This is a genomic window from Pseudomonas fluorescens (genome assembly GCF_003732425.1).
In the GTDB taxonomy this organism is placed as follows: Bacteria; Pseudomonadota; Gammaproteobacteria; order Pseudomonadales; family Pseudomonadaceae; genus Aquipseudomonas; species Aquipseudomonas fluorescens_BE.
Genome location: NZ_MOBX01000001.1, coordinates 181,525 through 206,955, shown reverse-complemented (window position 1 = coordinate 206,955; position 25,431 = coordinate 181,525). Strand labels below are relative to the sequence as shown.

Here is a 25,431-nt window from a genome sequence, read left to right as displayed (position 1 = left end):
GCTCTCTGAGCCGCGGGGCGGGTCGATGCGCAAATGTGGGGCGCAGGATACTGAGTTTTGCTTGGGATTCCCAGCCTGAAGTGCGGTTTAGAGCGACTTCTTCGATGGAAATCCGGTATTTGTACCGTTTGTCCGGGCCTCTTCGCGAGCAGGCTCGCTCCCACAGGGTTCAGTGCAAACTCGAAAAAACGCATCAAGTCAGAGAAACGGCACCACCGGCCGCCGCTTGCTCACCGTCGACCACCAGAAAACCCAGCCCAATATATGAATCCGTTGCTCCTCGATCTGTGCCGGGCGGAACACTTCGTCCGGGTATTCAGCGTTGTTGTGGCTGCGCAGGCGCAAGCCGTTGCCGGGCATGCGGTGCAGGTATTTGATGCGCAGCATGCCGTCGTGTTCGATGGCGTAGATTTCGCCGTCGACGACTTGGGTCAGGCTGCGGTCGATGGCGACGATGGAGCCGTCTTCGATGCGTTCGGCCATGCTGTTGCCGATCATGTGCGCACAGATGGCGTCGGCGTGGCGGATTTCCAGTTGATCCAGTGGGGCGCGCAGCAGGCGGATGGACAGGTCCGGGTCCTGGATGACATGGGTTTTGTCGGAGCCGGTGGTCAGTGGCGTTTCTTTGAAAAAAGCCAGTTCGATGTCGTTGGGGTGGATGAATCGGTAGGCGCCCTGAGGGTCGTGGGCGTCGAAGCTGTCGCCGTTGCTGGCAGATGGAGCCAGGCTCGGCAGCTCTTTTGTGCCTTCGCCGGTTTTCAGCCATTCGCTGTTGACGGACAGCAGGCGTGAGACTTCTTCCATTCGATACGCCGGGACGCCCCGGGTGTACCAGTTGTGGACATTTTGGGCTTCCGTGCCCCAGAACTTTGCGAAACCCGTCGTCGAGATGTTCGCAGCTTCCAGGAGTGCCTTGAATCTTGGACCGCTAGTGTTCTTTCTCATAAACACGGAGTCTACGGCCGTGCTAGAGCAGTTTGAATAAACCTGCCGTTCAAAAACGGGCTGAATTTTGCGACGGGATGTAAGACGTCCTTGTGGGAAATTACACAGGCCAAAACTTTTCTGTAGTCCGTCATAAACACTCTGTTTAAGGCGGCTTTTCCCAAGCACAAAAAACCCCGGATCAACCGGGGTTTTCTTCAAGCCTTACACGTAGCGCAAGTGCTTAGCCTTTGTAGGCGGCAACCGACTTGGTGATCGCTTCGCGGGCGGCGTCTGCACCGGCCCAGCCTTCGATCTTGACCCATTTGCCTTTTTCGAGATCTTTGTAGTTCGCGAAGAAGTGCTCGATCTGCTGGATCAGCAGTGGCGGCAGGTCGGTGTATTCCTTCACATCGACGTACAGCTGGGACAGCTTGTCGTGTGGCACTGCGATGACTTTGGCATCGCCGCCGCCGTCGTCGGTCATGTTCAGGATGCCGACTGGACGCGCGCGGATCACCGAGCCTGGAGCAACCGGGTAAGGGGTCACAACCAGTACGTCGAGGGGATCACCGTCGTCAGCCAGGGTGTTCGGGATGAAACCGTAGTTGGCCGGGTAGAACATTGGGGTGGCCATGAAACGGTCAACGAACAGGCAATCGCTGTCTTTGTCGATTTCGTATTTGATCGGCGCGTGGTTGGCCGGGATCTCGATCGCGACGTAGATGTCGTTCGGCAGGTCTTTGCCAGCCGGAATCTTGCTGTAGCTCATTGGGCGTTGCCCCCGTAGTTGACCAAAAACACTTGGCCGGATTGACCAAAAAGTGGCGGCGATTATAGGCATATTCTGCCGTCGACGCCATGTACCGAAAGTCGTGCAGACCTTAGTCGTGCGCCTGATAGACCGGGTCTGTGGCCTGAAGTTGCCGCAATCGGCTCAACGGATCCTGCCGGTAGAAAAGCTTCAGTTGCAAGTAGACCTGTGGATAAGCCTCGTGCAGCAGGTCCGGGGCGCTGAAGAAATATTCGCTGGTGACCGCGAAGAATTCCGCCGGGTTTTCGGCGGCGTAGGGATCGATGGCGGTTTCGGCGTCAGGGTTGCGATCGAGCTGGCGATTGAGGTCGTCATAGGCATGCTGCATCACCTCGGCCCAGTCACTCACTCGCATGTCGGCATGCAGCGGCGGCAGGCCGTTGGCATCACCGTTGAGCATGTCGAGTTTGTGCGCCAGTTCGTGAATGACCAGGTTGTAACCTTCCCAGCCGCCACTGGCCATCACGCCCGGCCAGGCGAGGATGATCGGCCCCTGTTGCCAGGCTTCGCCACTGTGCTCGCCGTCCCACTCATGCTCGACGCCGCTGGCGTCGCGATGCCGTTGCGGGCTGAGAAAGTCGTCGGGGTAGAGCACGATCTCGTGGAAACCTTGATACCAGTTCAGATCGCCAAGATTGAGCAGGGGTAATTGCGCCTGGGCAGCGAGCAGCAGGCGTTGTTCCTGATGCAGTTCGACGCCGGGCAGGGCGCTCAGGTGTTTGTCTTCGAGGAACAGCACGCACGCTTCGCGCAGCCACTGGTCTTCGGCAGCGCTGATGCCGTCAAGAAAACTCAGGTGATGGCGCACCCGTTGCCACATGTCGTCGGCAATCGGGTTCTTCGCCAGAATGCGCCGGCGACGCCAGGCGCTCAGCGACCACATCGGCTTAGTGCGATTGGGCTTTGGTGCCGCCGAAACGGCTGCGAACCACGCCGAGAATCATTGGCACCAGCGACAGCAGAATGATCGCCACCACCAGCAACGACAGGTTTTTCTTGATGAACGGTACGTTGCCGAAGAAGTAGCCCAGCGTGACCAGTCCGCCAACCCAGAGGATGGTGCCCAGTACGCTGAAACCGAAGAAGCGTGGGTATGGCATCTTCGCTACGCCAGCGACGAACGGCGCAAAGGTACGGATGATCGGTAGGAAGCGCGCCAGGGTTACGGTCTTGCCACCATGCTTGTCATAGAAATCGTGGGTTTTCTGCAGGTAATCGCGACGGAAGATTTTCGAGTTCGGGTTACTGAACAGTTTCTCGCCGGCCGTTCGTCCGATCACGTAGTTGGTGCTGTCACCGAGTATGGCCGCGAGCATCAGCAGACCGCCCAGCAGCACTGGATCCATGCCACCGCCAGCGGCAACGGCGCCGGCAATGAACAGCAAGGAATCACCCGGCAGGAATGGCATCACCACCAAACCGGTTTCACAGAAAATCACCAGAAACAGAATGGCGTAGATCCATGGACCATAGTTGTTCACCAGCAAATCGAGGTAAACATCGAGATGCAGGATAAGGTCGAGCGGGTTGAAATCCATGGGGGCACCTGTTTGACGGCCTGACTCGGCGGGCCTGTGCGGATGACTTGGTGTAAGCCTACAGCGGGGTGTAGTTTTTCTTACAAGCCGGAAAGGTCGGGATTATACGGTCTGAAAGATGAAAAGCGCGTTGGTTTTGTAGCGGGGGATGTCGGGGTGTGAACAATTGTCAGGTAGGCATTGATGGTGGCTGCAAGGTTGGTGTGGCGAGGGAGCTTGCTCCCGCTGGAGGGCGGAGCACTCCCAAGCCTTGATTTGCCTGACCTGTTGAGATGACTGAGGTGGGGCCGCTTCGCAGCCCGGCGTGAGCAAGCTCCCTCGCCACAACAGGCCCTTGATGAGTGCTAGAGCTCTTCGCTGATCGGCAATACGTAGTTCTTGAACTCGGTGTCTTCCTTGAACCCGATGGATTCGTAGGTTTTCTGCGCGACTTCATTGTTGCTGCTGGTGGAAACACGCATGCGCACGGCCTGGGTTTCCTTGGCCATTTTCTTCGCGGTGCGGATCAGGTTGTCGGCGACCAATTGCCGGCGGGCGTCTTCGGCGACATAGATGTCGTTGAGGATCCACACGCGCTTGAGCGACAGCGAAGAAAAGCTCGGATAAAGCTGACAGAAACCCATCAGTTTCTTGTCGTCATCATCGGCCAGTGCCAGGTAGATCACCGATTCCTTGCGGCGCAGACGCTTTTCAAGGAAGGCACGGGAGGAATCCGGGTAAGGCAGGGAACCGTAGAACTCGCGATATTTGACGAACAATGGGGTCAACAAATCCAGATGTTCGAGGGTCGCTTGAATAATCCGCATGATAGGTCTCGTCTTCAAGTGGCTGTCTTCAAATGCTCTGACGGCGATGGGAAACCCGTGCGGCCGTGCATCGATCCTGCCTGAAAGCGGCGCAGAAACGCAATGCGGAAACGGTTCAGGTTGTGGGCGGATCCAGTAGGAAATTACCTTTCATGTCTACACCGACGTCCGATTCCAGCGTCTGAACCTGTGCTTCGTCCTTCAGGTTGACTCCCGACAACTGCCGCCGACAGGCTTCGCGCATCAGATAGAGCAAGCGGTGCGCCGCCATGCCGTAGCTCAAGCCCTCAAGCCGCACGTTGGAAATGCAGTTGCGGTAGGCGTCGGTCAGTCCGACCTTTGGATTGTAGGTGAAATATAACCCGAGGCTGTCTGGCGAACTCAGGCCCGGGCGCTCGCCGATCAGCATCACCAGCATTTTTGCGCCGAGCAGTTGACCGATTTCATCACCGACGGCAACGCGACCCTGTTCCACGAGGACAACCGGGGCCATCGACCAGCCATCAGCGCTCATTTGCTCCTCAAGACGGCTGAGAAACGGCAGCGTGTGGCGGTGCACCGCCAGTGCCGACAGGCCGTCGGCCACGACAATCGCCAGATCGACACCGCCGGGATGCGCCGCAGCGTAATCACGCAAGGCCTGCGCTGATTCATCGCTGAGCTTGCGGCCCAGATCCGGGCGTTGCAGATAGCTGTTGCGATCCACTGCCGCGCTGTGCAGCAAAAGGCTTTCGCGGCCCCGTTCAGTCAGTTGCGCGCTGAGCGCGGCGTGATCGAACGGCAAGTGCACAGCATCGCGCGCCTGCGCATGGGCGAACTGGAAATCCAGTTGCGCGCTGGTCGGCAAACTGGTGCCGGTGCGGCCGAGGGCGATCCGCGCAGGCGTCAGGCGGCGCAGTTCCAGCCAAGGGTTTTGCGGGTCCACGGGCGGTTTTTCCATACGACTCATCCCAGTTGCGCCAGTGCCTGGCGGAAGGCCGGCGGCAAGTTGTTACCGAAACGAACCTTGCCGTCCGCTTGCGTGAAGATGCCCATGTTCGCCAGCCACTGCTCGAACTCCGGCGCCGGTTTCAGGCCCAGGGTCTGACGGGCGTAGAGCGCGTCATGGAACGAGGTGGTCTGGTAGTTGAGCATGATGTCGTCGGAGCCAGGAATGCCCATGATGAAGTTGATCCCGGCCACGCCGAGCAACGTCAGCAGGGTGTCCATGTCGTCCTGATCGGCTTCGGCGTGGTTGGTATAGCAGATGTCGCAGCCCATCGGCACGCCGAGCAATTTGCCGCAGAAATGGTCTTCGAGGCCGGCGCGGATGATCTGTTTGCCGTTGTAGAGGTACTCCGGGCCGATAAATCCTACGACGGTGTTCACCAGAAACGGTTTGAAATGTCGTGCCACAGCGTAGGCCCGCGTTTCGCAGGTCTGTTGGTCGACACCGTGGTGGGCGTTGGCCGACAGTGCACTGCCTTGACCGGTTTCGAAATACATCAGGTTTTGCCCGAGCGTGCCGCGATTCAGGCTCAGGCCGGCGTCGTAGCCTTCCTGTAAGACATTCAGGTTGATACCGAAACTGGCGTTGGCCGCTTCGGTGCCGGCAATCGACTGAAACACCAGATCCAGCGGCACGCCGCGATTGATCGCCTCGATGGAGGTGGTGACGTGGGTCAGCACGCAGGCCTGAGTCGGGATGTCGTAGCGCTGGATGATCGCGTCGAGCATTTCCAGCATCGCGCAGATCGAGGCGATGCTGTCGGTGGCCGGGTTGATGCCGATCATCGCGTCGCCGTTGCCGTAGAGCAGGCCGTCGAGAATGCTTGCGGCGATGCCAGACGGTTCGTCGGTCGGGTGATTGGGTTGCAGGCGCGTCGACAGGCGTCCGCGCAGGCCGAGGGTGCCGCGGAATTTGGTGACCACGCGGATCTTTTGCGCCACCAGCACCAGATCCTGCACGCGCATGATCTTCGACACGGCGGCGACCATTTCCGGAGTCAGGCCGGGGGCGAGGTTGCGCAGACTGGTTTCGTCGGCCGCGTCGCTGAGCAGCCAGTCGCGGAAGCCGCCGACGGTAAGGTGGCTGACTACGGCGAAGGCTTGTTTGTCGTGAGTGTCGATGATCAGGCGGGTGACTTCATCGGACTCATAAGGAATCAGCGCTTCTTGCAGGAAATGCGTGAGCGGGATGTCGGCCAGGGCCATTTGTGCGGCCACGCGCTCGCCGTCATTGAGCGCGGCGACGCCGGCAAGAAAGTCCCCTGAACGCGCCGGGCTGGCCTTGGCCATGACGTCCTTGAGGCTGTCGAAGCGATAGGTCTGGGCGCCGACGGAATGGGCGAATGCGGCCATGGGGCGGTGTCCTCCAATAATTGATACACCCTCGTAGGAGCTGCCGAAGGCTGCGATCTTTTGATCTTGATCTTGAAAATGCAGGATTAAAAGATCGCAGCCTTCGGCAGCTCCTACAGGAGGCAGCGTGCACTTCTATATAGCGGGCACCGGGCGAAAGGCCCGGTGCCGGTGCAACTAGATACCTTCGAGCATAGCGTCTGCCGGCGCTTCGGAGCGCTGCTTGGCGGTCAGCTGGAAATACAGGTAACCGGCGGCCATGAATCCAAGGAACACACAACCGATCAGCGTGTTGAACCACGCCATCGCCACCAGGCACACCACCGCCAGAAACAGCGCAATCGCCGGCACCACCGGATAGCCCGGGGCGCGGAAGGTCCGCTCCAGATTCGGCTCGGTCTTACGCAGTCTGAACAGGCTGAGCATGCTGATGATGTACATCACGATCGCACCGAACACCGACATGGTGATCATCGCGGCAGTCAGGGTCATGCCTTGCAGGTTGACCAGACCGTCGCTGTAAATCGCCGCGATGCCGATCACGCCGCCAGCCAGAATTGCCCGGTGCGGGGTCTGGAAGCGCGACAGCTTGGCCAGGCTTTTCGGCAGATAACCGGCACGGGCGAGGGCGAAGAACTGCCGCGAGTAACCGAGGATGATCCCGTGGAAGCTCGCCACCAGGCCAAACAGGCCGATCCACACCAGCATGTGCATCCACGTCGAGTTGTTGCCAACCACGGCTTTCATCGCTTGCGGCAGCGGATCGTTGATGTTCGACAGTTGACGCCAGTCGCCAACGCCGCCGGCCATGACCATCACGCCGATGGCGAGGAACACCAGGGTCAGAATGCCGCTGACGTAGGCCTTGGGAATCGTGCGTTTCGGGTCTTTGGCCTCTTCGGCCGCCATGGCGGCACCTTCGATGGCTAGGAAGAACCAGATCGCAAATGGTATCGCCGCGAAGATTCCGGGAATCGAACCCAGGGTGAATTCGTTGGCGCCCGACCAGCCGTTGAGCACGAAATTGCTGAAGCTGAAGCCCGGCGCGACCACGCCCATGAACACCAGCAACTCGGCAACCGCCAGCACCGTGACCACCAGTTCAAAAGTCGCGGCGATGCTGACGCCGAGGATATTCAGGGTCATGAACACAAAGTACGCCCCGACCGCGGCGATCTTCGGATCAAGCTCCGGATATTGCACATTGAGGTAGGCGCCGATGGCCATGGCAATCGCCGGTGGCGCAAAGACGAACTCGATCAGGGTGGCGATGCCAGCGATCAACCCGCCTTTCTCGCCGAACGCCCGACGGCTGTAGGCAAACGGCCCGCCGGCGTGGGGAATTGCGGTAGTCAGTTCGGTGAAACTGAAGATGAAACAGGTGTACATGGTCGCGACCATCAGCGCCGTGACCAGAAAACCGAGGGTGCCGGCCGTGCCCCAGCCGTAACTCCAGCCGAAGTATTCGCCGGAAATCACCAGGCCGACGGCAATGCCCCATAGATGCAGGGTGCCGAGTGTGGGTTTGAGTTGTGTGGTGGAAGTCATAAGTCCTCTCTGTTTTTTATTGTTCGATCTGTTGGACTTTCGGGTGTGGCGGTTGAGGTGGAGGAGTGCTGTTCACGCAGCGGCAGTTATCACGCAAAACCTGAATGACGGGTACGCAAGGGCCGTGCCAGAGCGGCCAGACCATTGGTGGTGTGTCAGACAGGACGCCTTCGCGAGCAGGCTCGCTCCCACAAGGGAGTTGGCTCGCCACAAATCCACTGTGGGAGCGAGCCTGCTCGCGAAAGCCTTTGAAAGGGCGACACAGAAATATCTGAGTCGCCCTCGGGTTTTAGAAGAAGCCCAACGGATTGATGTCGTAGCTCACCAGCAGGTTTTTGGTCTGCTGATAGTGGTCGAGCATCATCTTGTGGGTTTCACGACCAACGCCGGATTTCTTGTACCCGCCGAACGCGGCATGCGCCGGGTACAGGTGGTAGCAGTTGGTCCACACGCGACCGGCCTTGATCGCGCGGCCCATGCGGTAGGCGCGGTTGATGTCGCGGGTCCACAGACCGGCGCCGAGGCCGAACTCGGTGTCGTTGGCAATCGCCAGGGCTTCGGCTTCGTCCTTGAAGGTGGTGATGCTCACCACCGGGCCGAAGATTTCTTCCTGGAACACGCGCATTTTGTTGGTGCCCTTGAGCAGGGTCGGCTGGATGTAATAGCCGGTCGCGAGACTGCCCTCGAGTTTTTCCACCTTGCCGCCGGTCAGCAGCTCGGCGCCTTCACCCTTGGCGATTTCCAGGTACGACAGGATCTTGTCGAATTGCTGCTCGGACGCCTGGGCGCCGACCATGGTGTCGGTGTCCAGCGGATCGCCACGCTTGATCTGGCTGACTTTCTTCATCACCGCTTGCATGAATTCGTCATAGATCGACTCTTGCACGAGTGCGCGCGACGGGCAGGTGCACACTTCGCCCTGGTTGAAGAATGCCAGCACCAGACCTTCAGCGGCTTTTTCGATGAAGCTCGGTTCGGCCTGCATGATGTCTTCGAAGAAGATGTTCGGCGATTTGCCGCCCAGCTCCACGGTGGACGGAATGATGTTTTCGGCAGCGCATTTCATGATGTGTGAGCCGACCGGGGTCGAGCCGGTAAAGGCGATTTTGGCGATGCGTTTACTGGTCGCCAGGGCTTCGCCGGCTTCTTTGCCGAAACCTTGCACCACGTTGAGCACGCCCGGTGGCAGCAGATCACCGATCAGCTCCATCAACACGCAGATGCCCAGTGGAGTCTGCTCGGCAGGCTTGAGCACCACGCAGTTACCGGCGGCCAGCGCCGGGGCGAGTTTCCACGCGGCCATCAGCAGCGGGAAGTTCCACGGGATGATCTGACCGACCACGCCCAGTGGTTCATGGATGTGATAGGCCACGGTGTTGCCGTCGATTTCGGCAGCGCTGCCTTCCTGGGCGCGCAGGCACCCGGCGAAGTAGCGGAAATGGTCGGCAGCCAGCGGGATGTCGGCGTTGAGGGTTTCGCGGATGGCTTTGCCGTTGTCCCAGGTTTCGGTGATCGCCAGCAGTTCGAGGTTTTCTTCGATGCGGTCGGCGATTTTCAGCAGGATCAGCGAGCGCGCCTGCACAGAGGTCGCGCCCCACGCATCGGCAGCGGCGTGGGCGGCGTCCAGTGCCTTGTCGATGTCTTCGGCAGTGGAGCGGGGGAATTCGGCAATCGGTTGGCCATTCACTGGCGAGGTGTTAGTGAAGTACTGACCTTTGACAGGCGCGACGAACTCGCCGCCGATGTAGTTACCGTACTTGCTCTTGAACGAGACTTTGGCGCCTTCAGTACCGGGGTGAGCGTAACGCATGATGATGTTCTCCTTGGCTTTGTACTTATTAGAGAAACGCGCAAGTGCGCTTGCTATAAGCGTAGAGCAAAGGTCGGGCCACTGCCGTGCAGGGCCTGTAAATCAAGGGGTTGGGCGGTTTATGTCGGACGAGTGGATTGCGCCTGTGACGGTTTCGGTACAGGTCGAGTGACAGTTTGTACCGCTTTCGGCACAGCCGGTGACTGACCGGTCTTGCCAGCATTGCAATGCCGGGGCGGCTGGAGGATGCTGGGCGTCAAATTGCCGCAGAGCGCTCTTCTGTGGCGAGGGAGCTTGCTCCCGCTGGGCTGCGAAGCGGCCCCAAAATGTCACCGATCATGAACTTTGGCGAGCGCTGCGCACTCGAGCGGGAGCAAGCTCCCTCGCCACAAGGTGGTGCCAACTCCGAATGCCGGAGTATGGCTTTCGGGGAGAACAATAAGAAATGCACGACAACCATTTGAGTCGCCATGCCCAACAGGTGCTCACCGTGACCCAGGGCAAACCGCACCTGCACGGTCCCGGTGCCGATCCGTCGATTGCTCGTTCGTGGCTGCGCTGTCTGGAGGACTATCACCTCGACCCGGCTCTGACCATGGCGCCGACCGTGCTCGAACACGGGCGCGTACTGGAAAGCCGCGAACGCCTGCAACAAGTGTTGCAGATCGCCGGCAATGAAATGAGCAGCCTGCATCAACAACTCTCCGGCGCCGGCCACGCGGTGCTGCTGACCGACGCGCGCGGGGTGATCCTCAACTGCGTCACCGCGCCCGCCGAACGCAAGATTTTCGAACGTGCCGGCCTCTGGCTCGGCGCCGACTGGAGCGAAGCCTGCGAAGGCACCAACGGCATCGGCACCTGCCTGGTTGAACGGCAGGCGCTGACCATTCATCAAGATGAACACTTTCGCGGCCGTCACACCGGCCTGACCTGTTCTGCCAGCCCGGTGTTCGACCCGCACGGTGAGCTGCTGGCGGTACTCGACGTGTCCTCGGCGCGCCACGATGTCTCGCGGCAAAGCCAGTTTCACACCATGGCGCTGGTCAACCTCTCGGCGAAGATGATCGAGAGTTGCTACTTCCTGCGCTGTTTCGATAACCAATGGTTGCTGCGCTTTCATCTGCAGGCCGAATCGGTCGGGTTGTTCAGCGAAGGCTTGCTGGCGTTTGACGGCGAAGGGCGGATCAGTGCGGTCAACCAGAGTGCGTTGAATTTGCTCGGGCATATTCGTGGCGGCTTACTGGGTAAACCGGTCGAGGCGTTTTTCGATTGTTCACTGGATGAGTTGCTTGGCCGCGCGAGTGCCCATGCCAGCGCCAGTTGGCCGTTGCGCACTCGGGACGGCCGGCAGCTGTTTGCCGTGTTGCGCGGAGAGTCGCGCAGACCAACGCCGATCATGCCCGCGCCGGTCATTCCGGCACCTGCGCGCTTGGCGGGCATTTGTCTCGGTGATGAGGCCTTGCAGGCGGATTTCCGCAAAGCCCTGCGCGTCTTCGAGCGTGATGTGCCGTTGCTGATCAATGGCGAAACCGGCTCCGGCAAGGAAGCCTTCGCCAAGGCTGTGCACCAGGCCAGCCAGCGTTCGAACAAAGCCTTTGTCGCGCTCAACTGCGCGGCCATTCCTGAAAGCCTGATCGAAAGCGAACTGTTCGGCTATCGCGGCGGCAGCTTCACCGGCGCGCGCAAGGACGGTATGCGCGGCAAGTTGCAGCAGGCCGATGGCGGTACGTTGTTCCTTGATGAAATCGGTGACATGCCTTTGGCGTTGCAAACTCGTTTGTTGCGCGTGCTTGAGGACCGGCAAGTGGTGCCGATCGGTGGCGAGCCGGAATCAGTCAACGTGCGAATCATCAGCGCCACCCACCGTAATCTGTTGGAACGGGTTGCGGATGGCAGCTTCCGCGAGGATTTGTATTACCGGCTCAACGGCCTGGAAGTGGCGTTGCCGGCGTTACGCGCCCGCAGTGATAAATCGCAGTTGCTGGATTTCCTGCTCGCCGAGGAGGCGGGCGGCGAAACGATCCTGATCGACGAACCGGCGCGCCAAGCGTTGCTGGCCTTCAACTGGCCGGGCAACGTGCGCCAGTTGCGCAATGTGCTGCGCACGCTGGCGGCGTTGTGTGATGAAGGGCGGATCGGGCTGGAGGATTTGCCGGTGATGATTCGGCAGGGGCGGCCAGTCATTTCACCAGTCGAGTCTTGCGAGCATCCACTGGAAGATGCCGAGCGGTTGGCTCTGCTCAATACGCTGGAGCAAACCCGCTGGCACATGACCCAAACGGCGCAGCAACTAGGTGTCAGCCGCAACACTCTTTACAGGAAGCTGCGTAAGCATGGGATTGAGCGGCGAGTCAGTTAGAAGGCCCTCACCCTATCCCTCTCCCGGAGGGAGAGGGGACTGACCGAGTCGGTCTACTGATCTACACCGACCTGAAATATCGAGCCGAACTCAGGATTTGAAGGCAACCAAGATCGGCTCCATCTCCCTGGGGGAAAGGGGACTGATCGAGGTGTTTTGGCGATTTACGCCGACCTGAAATATTGAGCCGAACTCAGGATTTGAAAGCAACCGAGATCGGCTCCCTCTCCCTCGGGAGAGGGCTGGGGTGAGGGGCGACAATTAGCTGCCGAACCGAGATACTGCGGCCAACCAGTCCCGCCCCTCACCTAAAGAGTGCGATTTCCCCCTCCCTAAGCTAACCTGCGGCCATGTTTTACGAGGTCGACTATGCACATTCATATTCTGGGTATCTGCGGGACTTTCATGGGCTCGATGGCGGTGTTGGCCAAAGAGCTGGGCCATCACGTGACCGGCTCTGACGCCAACGTCTATCCACCGATGAGCACACAGCTGGAAGCCCAAGGCATTCAGCTGACGCAGGGTTATGACCCGGCGCAACTCGATCCGGCACCGGATCTGGTGGTGATCGGCAACGCCATGTCCCGCGGCAACCCGGCGGTGGAATATGTGCTGAACAAAGGTCTGCCGTATGTGTCCGGCCCGCAGTGGCTGGCTGACCATGTGCTGCAAGGTCGCTGGGTATTGGCGGTTGCCGGTACGCACGGCAAGACCACCACCAGCAGCATGCTCGCCTGGGTACTGGAACATGCCGGCATGAGCCCGGGCTTCCTGATTGGCGGCGTGCCGCAGAACTTCTCGGTATCTGCTCGCCTGGGCGGCACGCCATTCTTCGTGATCGAGGCCGACGAATACGACAGCGCCTTCTTCGACAAGCGCTCGAAGTTCGTGCACTATCGTCCGCGCACTGCGATCCTGAATAACCTTGAGTTTGATCACGCCGACATCTTCCCCGATCTGCCGGCGATCGAACGGCAGTTCCATCACTTGGTGCGGACCATTCCGAGTGAAGGTCTGGTCATCCACCCGACCACCGAGCCGGCCTTGCAGCGTGTGATCGAAATGGGCTGCTGGACCCCGGTGCAAACCACCGGTGCCGGCGGTCAGTGGCAGGTCAAACTGCTGAGCGAAGACGGTTCGGCATTCGAAGTGATGTTCGAAGGTGTGTCGCAAGGCACCGTCGAATGGGAGTTGACCGGTCAGCACAACGTCGCCAACGCCTTGGCCGCACTGGCCGCTGCTCGTCATGTTGGCGTGGTGCCGTCGATGGGCATCGCTGGCCTGAGCGCGTTCAAGAACGTCAAACGCCGCATGGAGAAAGTCGCCGAAGTACGCGGCATTACCATCTACGACGACTTCGCCCACCACCCGACTGCAATTGCCACCACCCTCGACGGCTTGCGCAAACGCATCGGCGACGCACCGCTGATCGCGATCATCGAACCGCGCTCCAATTCGATGAAGCTCGGCGCGCACCGTGACGGTTTGCCCGACAGCGTGGTCGATGCCGATCAAGTGATCTGGTACGCCCCGGCCAACCTCGGCTGGGACCTGGCCGGCACCGCCGCGCTGTGCACGGTGCCGTCGATTGTCAGCGACTCGCTGGAAGGCATCATCGAGCGTGTGAAAAGCCAGGCGCAGCCCGGCACGCACGTGGTGATCATGAGCAATGGCGGCTTCGGCGGCCTGCACGGCAAACTCGCCGAGGCGCTGCAATGAACACTCGCTTTGAGAGCAATGGCCCCGAACGCATCACGCTGGCGATGACCGGCGCGTCCGGCGCGCAGTACGGCTTGCGCCTGCTCGATTGCCTGGTGCGGGAAGATCGCGAAGTGCACTTCCTGATCTCGAAAGCTGCGCAACTGGTCATGGCTACCGAGACCGATGTCACGCTGCCGCCCAAGCCGCAGATGATGCAGGCCTTCCTGACCGAATACACCGGGGCCGCCGCCGGGCAGATCCGCGTGTACGGCAAGGAAGACTGGATGTCGCCGGTGGCCTCGGGGTCGGGCGCTCCGGCGGCGATGGTCGTGGTGCCGTGCTCTACGGGCACGCTATCGGCGATTGCCACGGGTGCCTGCAATAACCTGATCGAGCGCGCGGCTGATGTCACTTTGAAAGAGCGTCGCCAGTTGATTCTGGTGCCGCGTGAAGCGCCGTATTCGAGCATTCATCTGGAGCACATGCTCAAGCTGTCGAACATGGGCGTGACGATTCTGCCAGCCTCGCCGGGCTTTTATCACCAGCCGCAAACCATTGATGATTTGATCGATTTCGTTGTGGCGCGGATCCTCAATCTGCTTGGCATTCCCCAGGACATGCTGCCGCGTTGGGGTGAGCATCATCTGAGCAGTGATGAATAAGCTGCTGGCGATCGGGTTGGCGTTGATGCTGACCGGGTGTGCGACGGCGCGCACGCTGGATGCGGCCAAACCGGGGGCGCCGGTGGTGTACTCCGGGACGCGGCTGGATTTGTATGCGCTGAATGGCGGGTGCTGCGCGATGGACCGGTTCGGGGCTGAGGCGCCGAGTTATCCGGGTGTGGATCTGCCGGCGAGTGCGTTGCTCGATACGCTGTTGTTGCCGTTGTCATTGCTGACGGTGATTGGCGTGAGTTTTCAGGCGACTGGTGGATTGTAGGGGAGTGCTGTGCACTCCTGTGGCGAGGGAGCTTGCTCCCGCTGGGCTGCGAAGCGGCCCCAAACCCGACGACGCGGTCCATCAGATCAGATATACCGCATGCTCAGGATTTGCGACTGCTGCGCAGTCGAGCGGGAGCAAGCTCCCTCGCCACAAAATCCCGCAGTTATTTGCCGAGCTTGCGCAGCTCATCCGACTCGATCACCCGCACGCCATCCTGCTCTTCCAGCGCCAGCCGCCACATCGCCCGCGCCAATTGGCACGCTTCGATGCCCCGGTATTTACCCGGAATCAGCTTCGACAACGGCCCGGCCAACTGTTCGGCCAAGCGTGGCTCCGTGCGTTCACCCAGCAACAACGACGGCCGGCAAATGGTCAGTTGCGGCCAGTCCTGCGCACGCAAGGCCTGCTCCATTTCGCCTTTGACCCGGTTGTAAAAAACCGAAGACTTCGGATCCGCGCCGATCGCACTGATCACGATCAGGTGCCGCGCGCCCATCTCCCGCGCGCGTTTGGCAAACGCCACCACCATGTCCAGATCCACGGCGCGAAACGCCGCTTCCGAACCGGCCTGTTTGATGGTGGTGCCGAGGCAGCAATAGGCGATGTCGACGCGGCCACTGAGCTGCGGCAGAAACGCCTGCGGATCGCCCACCGGGTTTTCAAGATGCGGATGTTCGGCCAATGGCCGACGGGAAGGGGCGAGCACGCGAGAAATCGTTGGCTCGTTGAGCAAACGGTCGAGTAGATGTTCACCGGTCAACCCGGTGGCTCCGGCAAGCAATACGTGCTGAGGCGTCAAGTACATAGTGTCTCTCCCTTGATACTGTTCAGCTTAGTTGCTCTTTGTCGCTCCGTCGTTCAACGCAGCACTTTGCAATGCTTTTCTCGCTTGCTGTTTGCGTAGCAGTTGCCAGTGCGACAGCACGGTTTTCGGTGCCCAGATCTGCGGCTCCGACGCTTCGAAATTATCCGCCAGTTCACGCTCGGCGACGGTGGCCTTGGCCAGTTTGAAGGCTTGCTCCAGATCATCGGTCTGGTTCAGGGCCTGGGCGAACAGCGCATCGCCGAAGTAGGTGAAGTTGGCTTCTTCCGAGCAGCCGAAGGACACGCGATCAGCGCGCGAGGCGGTCATGATCAGCGTGCGTTCGTCTTTCAGCGCCGGGATGAAACCGCCGGAGTAGCACGACGAAATCACGATGATCTTGTCACGGTTTTTCAGCGGTGCCAGCACGGCGGCGAGTTCGTCGGCGGGCAGGTCGGCCAGTTCCATGCGCGGCTGGTCGAGCACCAGTTCATGTTCGGCGGTGCCGTGGCTGGTCAGGTAGATGAACAGCAGGTCTTCCGGGCCGCTGCGTTCGGCCAGCGTTTGCGCGGCACGACGCAGGTTTTCGCGGGTGGCCATCGGCCGGTCGCTGAGGTGGTCGCGGTGGTTGACCAGACGGACCTGGCCATAAGCGCCGAAGCGCGTGTTGAGCATGTTGGCGACGTAGTCGGATTCGCGCAGGAACACGCTTTGCTTGCCGTCGCCACCGAGGGTCAACGTGTACAACTCGACCGCCGGGGTCGAAGCAGGGATGGCCGCCAGCGCGTCATCGAGCAGACGGCCCTGAGCGAGCAAACCGAGTTCGAGCGTATCGGGCAGCAACTTGCCGTCAGCATCGCGCACGCGCTGGCCGTTGATCCAGGTGCCGCTCATCACGCTGCCATCGGTGAGCACCAGGGTGCCGCGTCCGGCGTAGCTGTCGTTGTCGAAGCCGCCGATATAGAAGCTGCCGTCAGGCAGGTTCAATCGGCCCTGGCCGCTGAAGCGCCAGTCGCTGAAAGCGCCGATGTAGTGGCTGCCGTCGGCACCGTTCAGTTCGCCTTTGCCGGTCAGCGCGCCTTCCTTGAACTGGCCGAGCCAGACGTCGCCGTCGGCGTTTTCGTAGCGACCTTTGCCGTGCAGTTGATTGTTCTTGAAGCCTCCGACGTAGATATCGCCGTCGGCGCTGTTGAACGTGCCGTTGCCTTCCAGCTGACCGTTGACGAAATGCCCGCTGAACGAGTTGCCGCTGGCATCGCCGCGCTGGCCTTCACCGTTGGGTTTACCGTGAGCGAACTGGCCTTGATAGGAGCTGCCGTCATCCATTTCCAGGCGGCCGAGCCCGGAATATTGGTCAGACTTGAATTCGCCACGGTAGGTCATGGCGTTTTCTTTCAGGGTGCCTTCGCCTTCGCGGCGTCCCTGTTTGAAGCCGCCGGTGTAGCTGCTGGCGTTGGTGGTCAGGCTGCCCTGACCGTCGAACAGGCCTTGCTGGAACTGGCCGCGATAGACTTCGCCGTTGCTGCCGTGCCATTCGCCCTGACCATGCCACTGACCCTTGTCGAACTGCCCGGCATACCAGCTGCCGTTGGGGTAGTCGACGCGGCCCTGACCTTGCAGCAAGCCATCGACCAGTTCACCGCGATAGCGTCCGCCGTCGGGCAGGCGCGCATCCGGGGGCAACAGCGATTCGCCGTCGCCGCACGCGGTGAGCATCAGGGTCAAGGCAAGGGGTGCAAGACGAGCAAGTGAGCGCATAGCGGGATCCGGGCAATTAGGCGACCGAGTATGCCGCAGCTATGTGACCTAATGCAGCCGGTAAAAACAGTGTTGACGCGAAACAGCGTGCGCTGCTTCGCATCCAGAACCATCAGACGAAGCAGAGCGACAGTGGCTCGGCGATATAGGCCGGTTTGTCCGAGCCTTCTATCTCCAGTGTCGCGGTGGCTTTGAGCAGCCACTGGCCCGGTTTTTTCTCGGTCACTTCACCCAGATCGACCTTCAGGCGGACCTTGGAATTGACCTTCACTGGCTGGATGAAACGCACGCTGTCCAGACCGTAGTTGACCACCATCTTCACGCCCTGCGGCAGGATCAGGATGTCTTCCATCAATTTCGGGATCAGCGACAACGACAGGAAACCGTGGGCAATGGTGCTGCCAAATGGCGTTTGCGCGGCTTTGACCGGGTCGACGTGAATGAACTGATAATCACCGGTGGCTTCGGCGAACAGGTTGATGCGTTCCTGATCGATGGTGAGCCATTCGGAACGTCCGAGTTCCTTGCCGACATAATCTTTGAGCTCTGCAACGGGAACATAGGGCATTGAGACTCTCCTTGGGTTCATCGGGTTTTATAGTTTTTCAGGTGGGGGATTTGACCGCCCTGCGAACCACTGTAGATCATCATGGCGATTTGCTCCGGTCAACCGACCATGCTTTTGGCGAATGCCGATCCATAGCGCAGGCGTGCTTATAATGCCGAGCCTCTGCTGGGCGAAAAGTAAGACGGAGATGTCGGATGTTGCTACGTGGCCTGACCCTGCTGGTGCTGTTTCAATTGCTCGGCACGGCGTTCAATCATTTGCTGTTGCCGGTGCTGCCGGGGCCGATCATCGGTCTGCTGCTGTTGCTGGTCTTCCTGATCATTCGCGGTGAAGTCGGCGAACCGTTGAACCTCGCGGCCGGCAGCCTGCTGCGCTATCTGCCATTGCTGCTGGTACCGCCCGCCGTCGGCGTGATGGTCTACGCCACGGCGATTGCTGCGGATTTCTGGGCGATTGTCGGGGCGCTGGTGTTGTCGCTGCTGCTGTCGATGGCGTTCGCCGGGGTACTGATGCAGCGCCTGGTCAAACGGCACGCACCCACGTCGGAGGAGTCCTGATGCTTTTCGACTGGCAGGGTGCCTGGGCTTCAGTCATTCATCATCCGCTGTTTGGTATCGGCATCACCCTCGGTGCTTATCAACTGGTGCTGGCGGCGTTCGAGAAAACCCGCTGGATCTTTCTGCAACCGGTGCTGGTCTCCATGCTGTTGGTGATCGGCGTGCTGGTCGGCTGCGGCCTGACTTACGCCGAGTACCGCAAGAGCACCGAGATCCTCAGCATTCTGCTCGGCCCGGCAACGGTGGCGCTGGCGGTGCCGCTGTACTTGAATCTGCGACGCATCCGTCAATTGTTCTGGCCGATTTTTACTACGCTGGTGATAGGCGGCGTGGTCGCGACGGGCATGGGTGTGGCGCTGGGCTGGTGGTTTGGTGCTGATCACATGATTCTGATGACCATGGCGCCGAAGTCGGTGACCTCGCCGATCGCGATGCTGGTGGCCGAACAGATCGGTGGCGTCGCGGCGCTGGCGGCGGTGTTCGTGCTGATCACCGGGGTGATCGGCGCGATCTTCGGCCCGGCGCTGCTGACTCGTCTCGGTGTGCACAGCCCCGAGGCGCGCGGTATGGCGCTGGGCATGACCGCGCATGCGGTCGGCACCTCGGTGGCGTTGCAGGAAAGTGATGAGTGCGGCGCCTTCGCGGCGCTGGCAATGAGTCTGATGGGCGTGGCCACGGCGGTGTTCCTGCCGTTGGCGGTGTCGATGGTGGTGTAAGGAAATGTCTATGAGTCTGCCGCTTTTTCCGCTCAACACAGTGCTGTTTCCCGGCTGCAACCTCGACCTGCAGATCTTCGAGGCGCGCTATCTGGACATGATCGGCCGCTGCATGAAACAGGGCGGCGGTTTCGGCGTGGTATGCATCCTTGATGGCCATGAGGTGGGTGTTGCGCCTGAAGGTTTTGCCTTGGTTGGCTGTGAGGCGCGGATCACCGATTTCCAGCAGCAGGACAATGGTCTGCTGGGGATTCGGGTGCAAGGCGGTCGACGCTTCAGCGTGTTGCGCACCGAAGTGCAGCGCGATCAATTGATCATCGCCGATGTCGAGTGGCTGGACGAGGAGCCGGAGCAACCGTTGCAGGATGAAGATGCCGACTTGGTGGCGCTGCTCAAGGCATTGGCGGAGCATCCGATGGTCGAGGCGCTGAACATGGGTACAGAGGCGCTGGGACAGCAGTCCTTGGCCAATCAATTGGCCTATCTGTTGCCTTTCACTGAAGAAGACAAAATCGATCTGTTGCAACTCGATGACCCGCAACAGCGACTCGACGCGATCCAGGCGTTGCTCGATGAGTTGCAGGGTGAGTTGTTCGCATAATTGCACCTCGACACACCCCGCGACACGCTCGCAGTGTTTGCGCTTTTCTTGAGCATGAGTCACTGGAACGCTTCATCAGGCCCCCTACGGATCAGACCCCGATGTAATGATGAACATCACATCGGGGCGCTGGGCATCAAGCAGGTTCGCTCGGGTCCAGGGAGGCGATGGCGGCCGGTGCTATGACGAGGTCTTCGGGTTTGATCTGCAAGGACGGATCGTTGTCGAATCCCCAATAGTCTTTTATCGAGTTGTAATACACCCTGTCGTTCGTTTTCGTAGTTGTGCCAAGGTTCTGGACAATGACTCTGGCGGCCAGCTCATTGCGTTGCCGGTGCAGGCGGATGTCGGCCAGCAGGCTATCGAGACTCGAATAGCTTTGTGCGTTGATCAGGTAAAGTTGCAGCACTTCAAACAGCAACGCGGCCTCATAAATGTTGCCGGAGCGGGTCACAACGCTCACCGATTCGACGGGCACGTCATCTTCTATGGTCGGCAACTCGATCAAGGCGCTGCCCACCCACAGGCGCTCGGACTCGAGCTTGATGTCGTCGCGGCCGATTGCCTCGCTCATCCGCGCGGTGAACAGACTCCAGGTGGAGGCATTGTTCGTTTTTGCAGTGGCACCGGGCGTCATCAGGCGAATGATCACGTTGCTGGCCAGATAGATGTCGTAGGTCGAGCTTTCGCCTTGTAAAACATAGATGCCATTGTGGGATACGGCTTCTATATCGACCCGGTTGGGTGTGGCTGGCAGCGCGACGGTGCGAGCAATCGTTGGCCGGGAAAACAGATAATCTCCATACCTTGGCTTCAGGCAGTCTGCTGCCTTGCGAAGCTTGTTGCCCGGCTCCATGGCGTCTGACAGATAGGGCAGAGCGGGCAATTGCAGCCGGTAAGAGACGCCATCCTGCATCACCAGGGCAATGTCCTGTGTCACCTGCGCAGTCGTGACCTTGAGGCTGTTCCGGCCACTGTAGCCGTTGGCGTGCGTCGAAGCCTGGATGATCCCCTTGAACGTCACTGTTTTCGATGGAAGCAACAGCGAGATATTGATGTTGCTGTAATACAGGTGAGAGTTGAGCGATACGCCCGCGCGCTTCTCGACATGGTAATTGACGATCACATCGGCCATTTCCTCATCCTTGTAATCCAGGTAGATGACCCTGGAGCTGCCTGGCAGGCCGGGACTGGCAACGAATTCGACTCTGCGGTCGGTGCGTGCCACAAAATGCCGCTTCGGTCCCTGCTCCGCGAGCGTAACCGTGCCGCCATTGACAATCTCGGTGGCAGCGGATTTGCCAATGCTGCTGACGACCACTTCAACATCCTGCGCCTGCGCCCCTTGCATGAGCGAAGGCAGGGCCGGCATCAGTTCATAGCCGTCCTGGGTCTTGAACAGCAATTGGCCATTTTTCAGGTGGCGCTGACCGTCGACCCATTGGTAGGTGTTTTCGATCGTCAGGACATGCTCGGGGTCTTCACCGTCGCGGCCACGCAAGGAGCTGACGAGCAGTGAGGTGCCGACGATCTGCCAACGCTGGATCCATTCGATGGGCCAGCCCAGTTCGATGACGCTCAACTGCTCGCCGTCTTCAATGATCGTTGTTATGGCTGTGGTATCGGCGATGTAGTAGCGATCCTGGCCCTGACCTCCGTCGACACGGCAATCGGCGCCGCGGATGGCAATGGTGTCGTCGCCGTGGCCGGCCGCGATGTGATCATTGCCATTGGCCGAAATGCGATTGGCTTCGCTGCTCCCGGTGACCAGGCTGACACCATTGCGCAATGTCGAGATGTTTTCGATCGCGCGCACGTGTGCGATCTCGATCGCAGTCGTGGTCTGGTCATGGCTGCGCAGGGCGACCTTGCCGGTCTGCAGATTGATGTCGTAACCGATGTGGCGCGTATCGGTGGCCGGGCGGCGGCCTTCAAAGGCCAGCGTGTCGGGGCCTTCGCCGCCATCGAGGGTGCTGGTCCTGGATGGCGCTGTCACCTGATTGAGTATGTTGGCGGTGGTTTCGAAGTAAAACTCATCGGCCTTGCTGCCCCCGGTCAGGGTCTTCGTGCCCTCCCGATAGCTGAAGAAATTAGGTTTGTCATTGACCCCGACAACCTGATCGTTGCCGTCATCGAGCCGCCAGAACACCCCTTTGTCATCACCGGGCGCACCTTTGACGCTGCCCGCGAGGTTTGTCGGTATGCCGTCGTGGGCATCGATGATGTCGTCGCCGCCGATGATGACTGTTTCGCTGTCGAGCTTGAACGCTTGCTCTCCGGCGCGCTCGTCCCATTGGTATCGCCAGATTTTCAAGGGCTTGAGTTCGACACTGAAGCTGCCGTTGACCACATATTGCGCAAAGTTCTTGTAGGCACCTTCCAGCAGGGCTTTGGCCGAGACATCTCGTTGCTTGGTGTAATCACTGAAGGCCTTGGAGATTTTGAAGCGGTCCAGCACTTCTTGATCCAGCTCCTGGCCGGTGAAAGCGAACCAGCCGGAGCGCAAGCGTTCATGGGCGCTCAGTTCGATGTAATCATCAATGTCGTCGACCACTCGCGCGGCCTGGTAAATCATCGACCCGAGGATGAGGATGGCCGCTGCGGCGAGGCCCAGTGGGCCGGCGACGCTGCCAAACCCGGCCAGCGCCGCGGCGCCCAGCGCCAGGCTGATGCCCGCACCGGCGACACTCAGACCGCCGGCGACGTAGTGGTCCTGCGCCTCCTTGCCGCTGGTCGCTGCGGCTGCCTTGAACGAGGACACGGCATCGCTGATGTCGAATGGCAGGGTGATCGCACTGGCAAACAGGCCGGCACCCCGACTCAGGTGTTTGCCGGCCGAGGTCAGCGGGAATCGCCCAAACGCCTTCGAGCCGTTTCTGAGCATCGCTTCGCCGGTTTTGGTCAGCCCGCGTTCGATGATCAGAGAACCGAATTCGGCAGCAATCGACCCCCCCTGGTAGACCGCCTCCAGCGTGTCGCCTTTTTTGATGGCGTCCATCATCGCCATATAGCCGCTGTAGATACCAAACGCCTGCAACCCTACACCGGCGCCACTCATCAGGTAGCTTTTGGATTTGCTGACCCAGCCCGGTGCATTCTCAAACGAGTCGACGCGATGAATGTCCAGTGTTTGTGCCGCGTGGCTCAGTTGGTTCAGTCGATCCATGCCGCTGTCGGGGGGCAGCGGTCTGGCGCTGACGAACAGCGCCGAGGCGTTGGCGGAACGTTTGCAGGCAATTTCAAAGAAGAGGGTGGCCACGACCCCGCTGTCGGCGATGTCCGCATGCTTGACGCGCGTCTCGACGGTTGCCGAGTTGAAGTTGAGCGCGTTCAGAAAGGCCTGGTCCGGTGTTTTTATGCTGGCGTTCGCCGCACTGATAACCTGGCCGTTGACCGTGGCGCCCAGAGCCTTGAGTTCCACGCGGCTCACCCAGACTTCACCGATGCGCAGGGGGCCGAAATGTTTGTCGAGGGATTTGAGTGTGGCTTTTACGCCATCGCCGTCGATGAGTATGTCCGTTGTTACGTTTGCAGGTGTGGGAGTGGCTTCAATATTGCGGGCCACAGGTGCATCAGTATTGGCCGAACTATGGATCGGTGTTACCTGGAGAGTGGGAGAGAGGGGTATTTCGATTGCTGGTTCGATAACTGTTGCCATGAATTGATCCTTTAATGATAAGCGTCATGCCGCCCCGGTTTCCGTACCGGTTTGAATAAAGCCAGGCGATTGCTTGAAACAGGCGAAGTTGTTGCGAATACAGGCGCTCAAGCGCATTCATTCAGGCCAGGTGATGTCGTCGCCGAACTCGTCTTTGTTGCCGGAAAGTTTAAGTATCGGTTTACCCGCCGCGTGCACGGCATCGATCAATCGATCGTATTCATGATGGTTGGCACGGCCTGCGTGGGTTGCCGCTTCGATACGTTCGGCGTTGCTGCCGGCCTGCTGCTGGAGGTCGTAAACGTTCGCCGCTTTGCTCAGGGTTGAATCCAGCAACCAGACGCGCTTGGCGTCCAGACCTTTTCTGGTGACGGAAATCAGGCCTTCGTGATCATCCGAGGGAAACCGGGTGGTCGGCGCGGCGAGGGCGGACGAGTTGAACAGATAGTTCACTTCATGGGGGACCACTTCCAGGCCGCGGGTGTCCAGCACATAGATAAACATTTGCGTCTGGCGCTCCCGGATCCGTTCGTAGTTGCGCTCCCGGTCCATCGCTACAGGACTTGCGATATCCGACCAGTCGGAAGACGTGCTGCTGTCGCTGCTGTTGCCTGCATCGCTGTCAGGCGATGCATCGTCCGCAGGCCGGCCGGGGTATTTGTTGGTCTGGCTGTTGAACCGCAGATATTCCGGGTCCGGTGCGCTGGCATACATCTGCCCCTCCTTCAGGCTGAACGTGGCGCTCATCGGTTTATGCGTGGAGGCCCCGGGACTGTGTGCGTAGCGGGGCAGCATGGTGTCGTCATTCGCCAATTCGAACGGTGTGCGTTCATCCCCGCGAAACAGCGCCGGCACGTCGGTTCGATAAAGGCAGTTGTGCCGGTTGCGCAGGTAACCCAGTTTCGCCAACAGCGCTTCACGCAGTTCAGCGGTCAAGAGGCGTTCCGGGTCGTACCAGTCATGTCGCGGATGGCGTTTCAAATGCAGTTCGCTGATGGCATCCCGACTCAGTTGGTCGAGGCGATACGGATTACCGATGTCCTGTGTCAGACGCTTATGCACCGTTGCCCACTCCGGCATCGTCAACTCGGTTTTCAGGTGCTGCTGCAAGCGGGTCAACTGGCTTGGCAGCAGGTTGTATGCCTGCAGGAAGGTCTCGCGTTCTGTAGCCGTCATGGACGGATGCAGCCAGCGCAGTGAGCTTCCCAGCAATGCCTCGACCGCGTTAGCCATCTCTCGCGGCTCGACCCAACCTGGCGGTTTGCCTGCAACCTGAGCCTCCATCCGGAATCGCGCGATGTCCTGGCCTTCCAGGCCGTACGCCTGCCATATCTGATGATCGGTCCATTGCTGCAAATGGGTGGCGGGGGCGCCAAACCCGGCAGCGGGCGGGGTGACCTGGATCCATCGGGCGTGTTGATCGCGGAACGCGAACAGTGTGTCGGTTCGCGATGAACCCGGTCGCGGTTCAAGTTCGTAATACCCCTGAGCATCCGGAGAGCGAACCGATGGGCTGTAGCGGTTTGGGTCGATGAAGGTTGGCGTCTCGATTACCCGAGGTTGTTTCGCCGTGGGTGAGTGATCAGTCGTTTCGTCCGTGAAGGCAGGGCGCCGCCTGGTGGCAGGCTCTCCTGCCGTTTGCGCGTGCTGGTGGACGCGGGTGATGGCAAGATCGTCTGGAGTCATACGCCAGGTTGGCCGTCCTTCATTTTTGTAGATGACCGGCCCACGGGCATGACGGTCTTTGAGCAGCTTCAATCGATAGACGTTGAGTGTGTCATCCAGATCGACGTGCGCGGTACGCAGACCTCCTTCGTATTCGACATCAACGAAGCGGCGCCCGACGATGTAACGCCAGCCCTCATCGTTCGCAGATTGCATGCCGCGCAGGAATGGTTCGTGAAGCCAGTACTTATCCACGGGATGTTCGTTCGCGTGGCCGGCAATGCTCCGTGTCGGCATGTCGCTGATGTGCAAGGGGGTTGGCAC

At 60.0% G+C, this 25,431-nt stretch carries 21 protein-coding genes; 7 read left to right on the top strand and 14 right to left on the bottom strand.

Annotated elements, in window-relative coordinates; genetic code table 11:
• Window positions 1-198 precede the first annotated feature (198 nt).
• From BK670_RS01010 to exaC, 9 genes are all read right to left on the bottom strand, one after another.
• The gene (locus BK670_RS01010) at window positions 199-945 is read right to left on the bottom strand and encodes a S24 family peptidase (protein WP_123448270.1); all 747 of its coding nucleotides are present in this window, start codon (window positions 943-945) and stop codon (window positions 199-201) included.
• 223 nt (window positions 946-1,168) lie between these two features.
• The gene (ppa, locus tag BK670_RS01005; protein WP_123448269.1) at window positions 1,169-1,696 is read right to left on the bottom strand and encodes an inorganic diphosphatase; all 528 of its coding nucleotides are present in this window, start codon (window positions 1,694-1,696) and stop codon (window positions 1,169-1,171) included.
• Between the two features lie 112 nt (window positions 1,697-1,808).
• Window positions 1,809-2,621, bottom strand: a complete 813-nt coding sequence (locus BK670_RS01000; RefSeq protein ID WP_123448268.1) for a M90 family metallopeptidase — start codon at window positions 2,619-2,621, stop codon at window positions 1,809-1,811.
• 4 nt (window positions 2,622-2,625) lie between these two features.
• Window positions 2,626-3,276, bottom strand: coding sequence for a DedA family protein (locus tag BK670_RS00995; RefSeq protein ID WP_007910892.1), 651 nt, complete (start codon window positions 3,274-3,276; stop codon window positions 2,626-2,628).
• A 344-nt stretch (window positions 3,277-3,620) separates the two neighbouring features.
• Window positions 3,621-4,082 (bottom strand): GNAT family N-acetyltransferase, encoded by a 462-nt coding sequence (locus BK670_RS00990; protein WP_007910890.1) that lies wholly within the window; start codon window positions 4,080-4,082, stop codon window positions 3,621-3,623.
• A 115-nt stretch (window positions 4,083-4,197) separates the two neighbouring features.
• Window positions 4,198-5,031 carry an ethanolamine ammonia-lyase subunit EutC gene (gene eutC / locus BK670_RS00985; RefSeq protein ID WP_404942461.1) on the bottom strand — a complete coding sequence of 278 codons (834 nt, stop codon included), beginning with the start codon at window positions 5,029-5,031 and terminating at the stop codon, window positions 4,198-4,200.
• Window positions 5,028-6,422, bottom strand: a complete 1,395-nt coding sequence (locus BK670_RS00980) for an ethanolamine ammonia-lyase subunit EutB (RefSeq protein WP_053124208.1) — start codon at window positions 6,420-6,422, stop codon at window positions 5,028-5,030. The genes eutC and BK670_RS00980 overlap by 4 nt, the downstream gene beginning before the upstream one ends.
• Window positions 6,423-6,599: 177 nt before the next feature.
• Window positions 6,600-7,970 carry an ethanolamine permease gene (eat, locus tag BK670_RS00975; protein WP_123448266.1) on the bottom strand — a complete coding sequence of 457 codons (1,371 nt, stop codon included), beginning with the start codon at window positions 7,968-7,970 and terminating at the stop codon, window positions 6,600-6,602.
• 289 nt (window positions 7,971-8,259) lie between these two features.
• The gene (exaC, locus tag BK670_RS00970; protein ID WP_123448265.1) at window positions 8,260-9,780 is read right to left on the bottom strand and encodes an acetaldehyde dehydrogenase ExaC; all 1,521 of its coding nucleotides are present in this window, start codon (window positions 9,778-9,780) and stop codon (window positions 8,260-8,262) included.
• Between the two features lie 445 nt (window positions 9,781-10,225).
• Between exaC and BK670_RS00965 the strand changes: the two genes are divergently transcribed.
• From BK670_RS00965 to BK670_RS00950, 4 genes are all read left to right on the top strand, one after another.
• The gene (locus tag BK670_RS00965) at window positions 10,226-12,139 is read left to right on the top strand and encodes a sigma-54-dependent Fis family transcriptional regulator (protein WP_123448264.1); all 1,914 of its coding nucleotides are present in this window, start codon (window positions 10,226-10,228) and stop codon (window positions 12,137-12,139) included.
• Between the two features lie 369 nt (window positions 12,140-12,508).
• Window positions 12,509-13,858, top strand: a complete 1,350-nt coding sequence (mpl, locus tag BK670_RS00960; RefSeq protein WP_007909560.1) for a UDP-N-acetylmuramate:L-alanyl-gamma-D-glutamyl-meso-diaminopimelate ligase — start codon at window positions 12,509-12,511, stop codon at window positions 13,856-13,858.
• Complete coding sequence (gene ubiX, locus BK670_RS00955; protein ID WP_007909567.1) at window positions 13,855-14,502, top strand: flavin prenyltransferase UbiX; 648 nt, start codon at window positions 13,855-13,857, stop codon at window positions 14,500-14,502. Before mpl ends, ubiX begins: the two co-directional genes overlap by 4 nt.
• Window positions 14,495-14,779, top strand: a complete 285-nt coding sequence (locus tag BK670_RS00950; protein ID WP_123448263.1) for a YceK/YidQ family lipoprotein — start codon at window positions 14,495-14,497, stop codon at window positions 14,777-14,779. Before ubiX ends, BK670_RS00950 begins: the two co-directional genes overlap by 8 nt.
• A gap of 166 nt (window positions 14,780-14,945) precedes the next feature.
• Here BK670_RS00950 and BK670_RS00945 read toward each other — a convergent pair whose 3' ends face one another.
• From BK670_RS00945 to BK670_RS00935, 3 genes are all read right to left on the bottom strand, one after another.
• A complete protein-coding gene (locus BK670_RS00945; RefSeq protein ID WP_034153753.1) occupies window positions 14,946-15,587 on the bottom strand; it encodes an oxidoreductase in 642 nt (213 codons plus the stop codon).
• Window positions 15,588-15,614: 27 nt separating this feature from the next.
• A complete protein-coding gene (locus tag BK670_RS00940) occupies window positions 15,615-17,342 on the bottom strand; it encodes a C13 family peptidase (protein ID WP_123448262.1) in 1,728 nt (575 codons plus the stop codon).
• A 112-nt stretch (window positions 17,343-17,454) separates the two neighbouring features.
• Window positions 17,455-17,910, bottom strand: a complete 456-nt coding sequence (locus tag BK670_RS00935) for a MaoC family dehydratase (protein ID WP_007909575.1) — start codon at window positions 17,908-17,910, stop codon at window positions 17,455-17,457.
• A gap of 194 nt (window positions 17,911-18,104) precedes the next feature.
• Here BK670_RS00935 and BK670_RS00930 point away from each other — a divergent pair, with 194 nt between their 5' ends.
• From BK670_RS00930 to BK670_RS00920, 3 genes are read left to right on the top strand one after another with little or no spacing between them, the layout of a single operon-like run.
• Window positions 18,105-18,467, top strand: coding sequence for a CidA/LrgA family protein (locus tag BK670_RS00930; RefSeq protein WP_123448261.1), 363 nt, complete (start codon window positions 18,105-18,107; stop codon window positions 18,465-18,467).
• The gene (locus BK670_RS00925) at window positions 18,467-19,183 is read left to right on the top strand and encodes an LrgB family protein (RefSeq protein ID WP_007958637.1); all 717 of its coding nucleotides are present in this window, start codon (window positions 18,467-18,469) and stop codon (window positions 19,181-19,183) included. The genes BK670_RS00930 and BK670_RS00925 overlap by 1 nt, the downstream gene beginning before the upstream one ends.
• 10 nt (window positions 19,184-19,193) lie before the next feature.
• Window positions 19,194-19,784: an LON peptidase substrate-binding domain-containing protein gene (locus BK670_RS00920; RefSeq protein ID WP_123448260.1), complete on the top strand. Its 591-nt coding sequence runs from the start codon at window positions 19,194-19,196 to the stop codon at window positions 19,782-19,784.
• Between the two features lie 136 nt (window positions 19,785-19,920).
• On the opposite strand, the gene BK670_RS00915 is transcribed toward BK670_RS00920, so the two are convergent.
• Both BK670_RS00915 and BK670_RS00910 read right to left on the bottom strand, forming a co-directional pair.
• The gene (locus BK670_RS00915) at window positions 19,921-23,442 is read right to left on the bottom strand and encodes a calcium-binding protein (RefSeq protein ID WP_259697509.1); all 3,522 of its coding nucleotides are present in this window, start codon (window positions 23,440-23,442) and stop codon (window positions 19,921-19,923) included.
• A 117-nt stretch (window positions 23,443-23,559) separates the two neighbouring features.
• Window positions 23,560-25,419 (bottom strand): hypothetical protein, encoded by a 1,860-nt coding sequence (locus BK670_RS00910; RefSeq protein WP_259697508.1) that lies wholly within the window; start codon window positions 25,417-25,419, stop codon window positions 23,560-23,562.
• Window positions 25,420-25,431 lie beyond the last annotated feature (12 nt).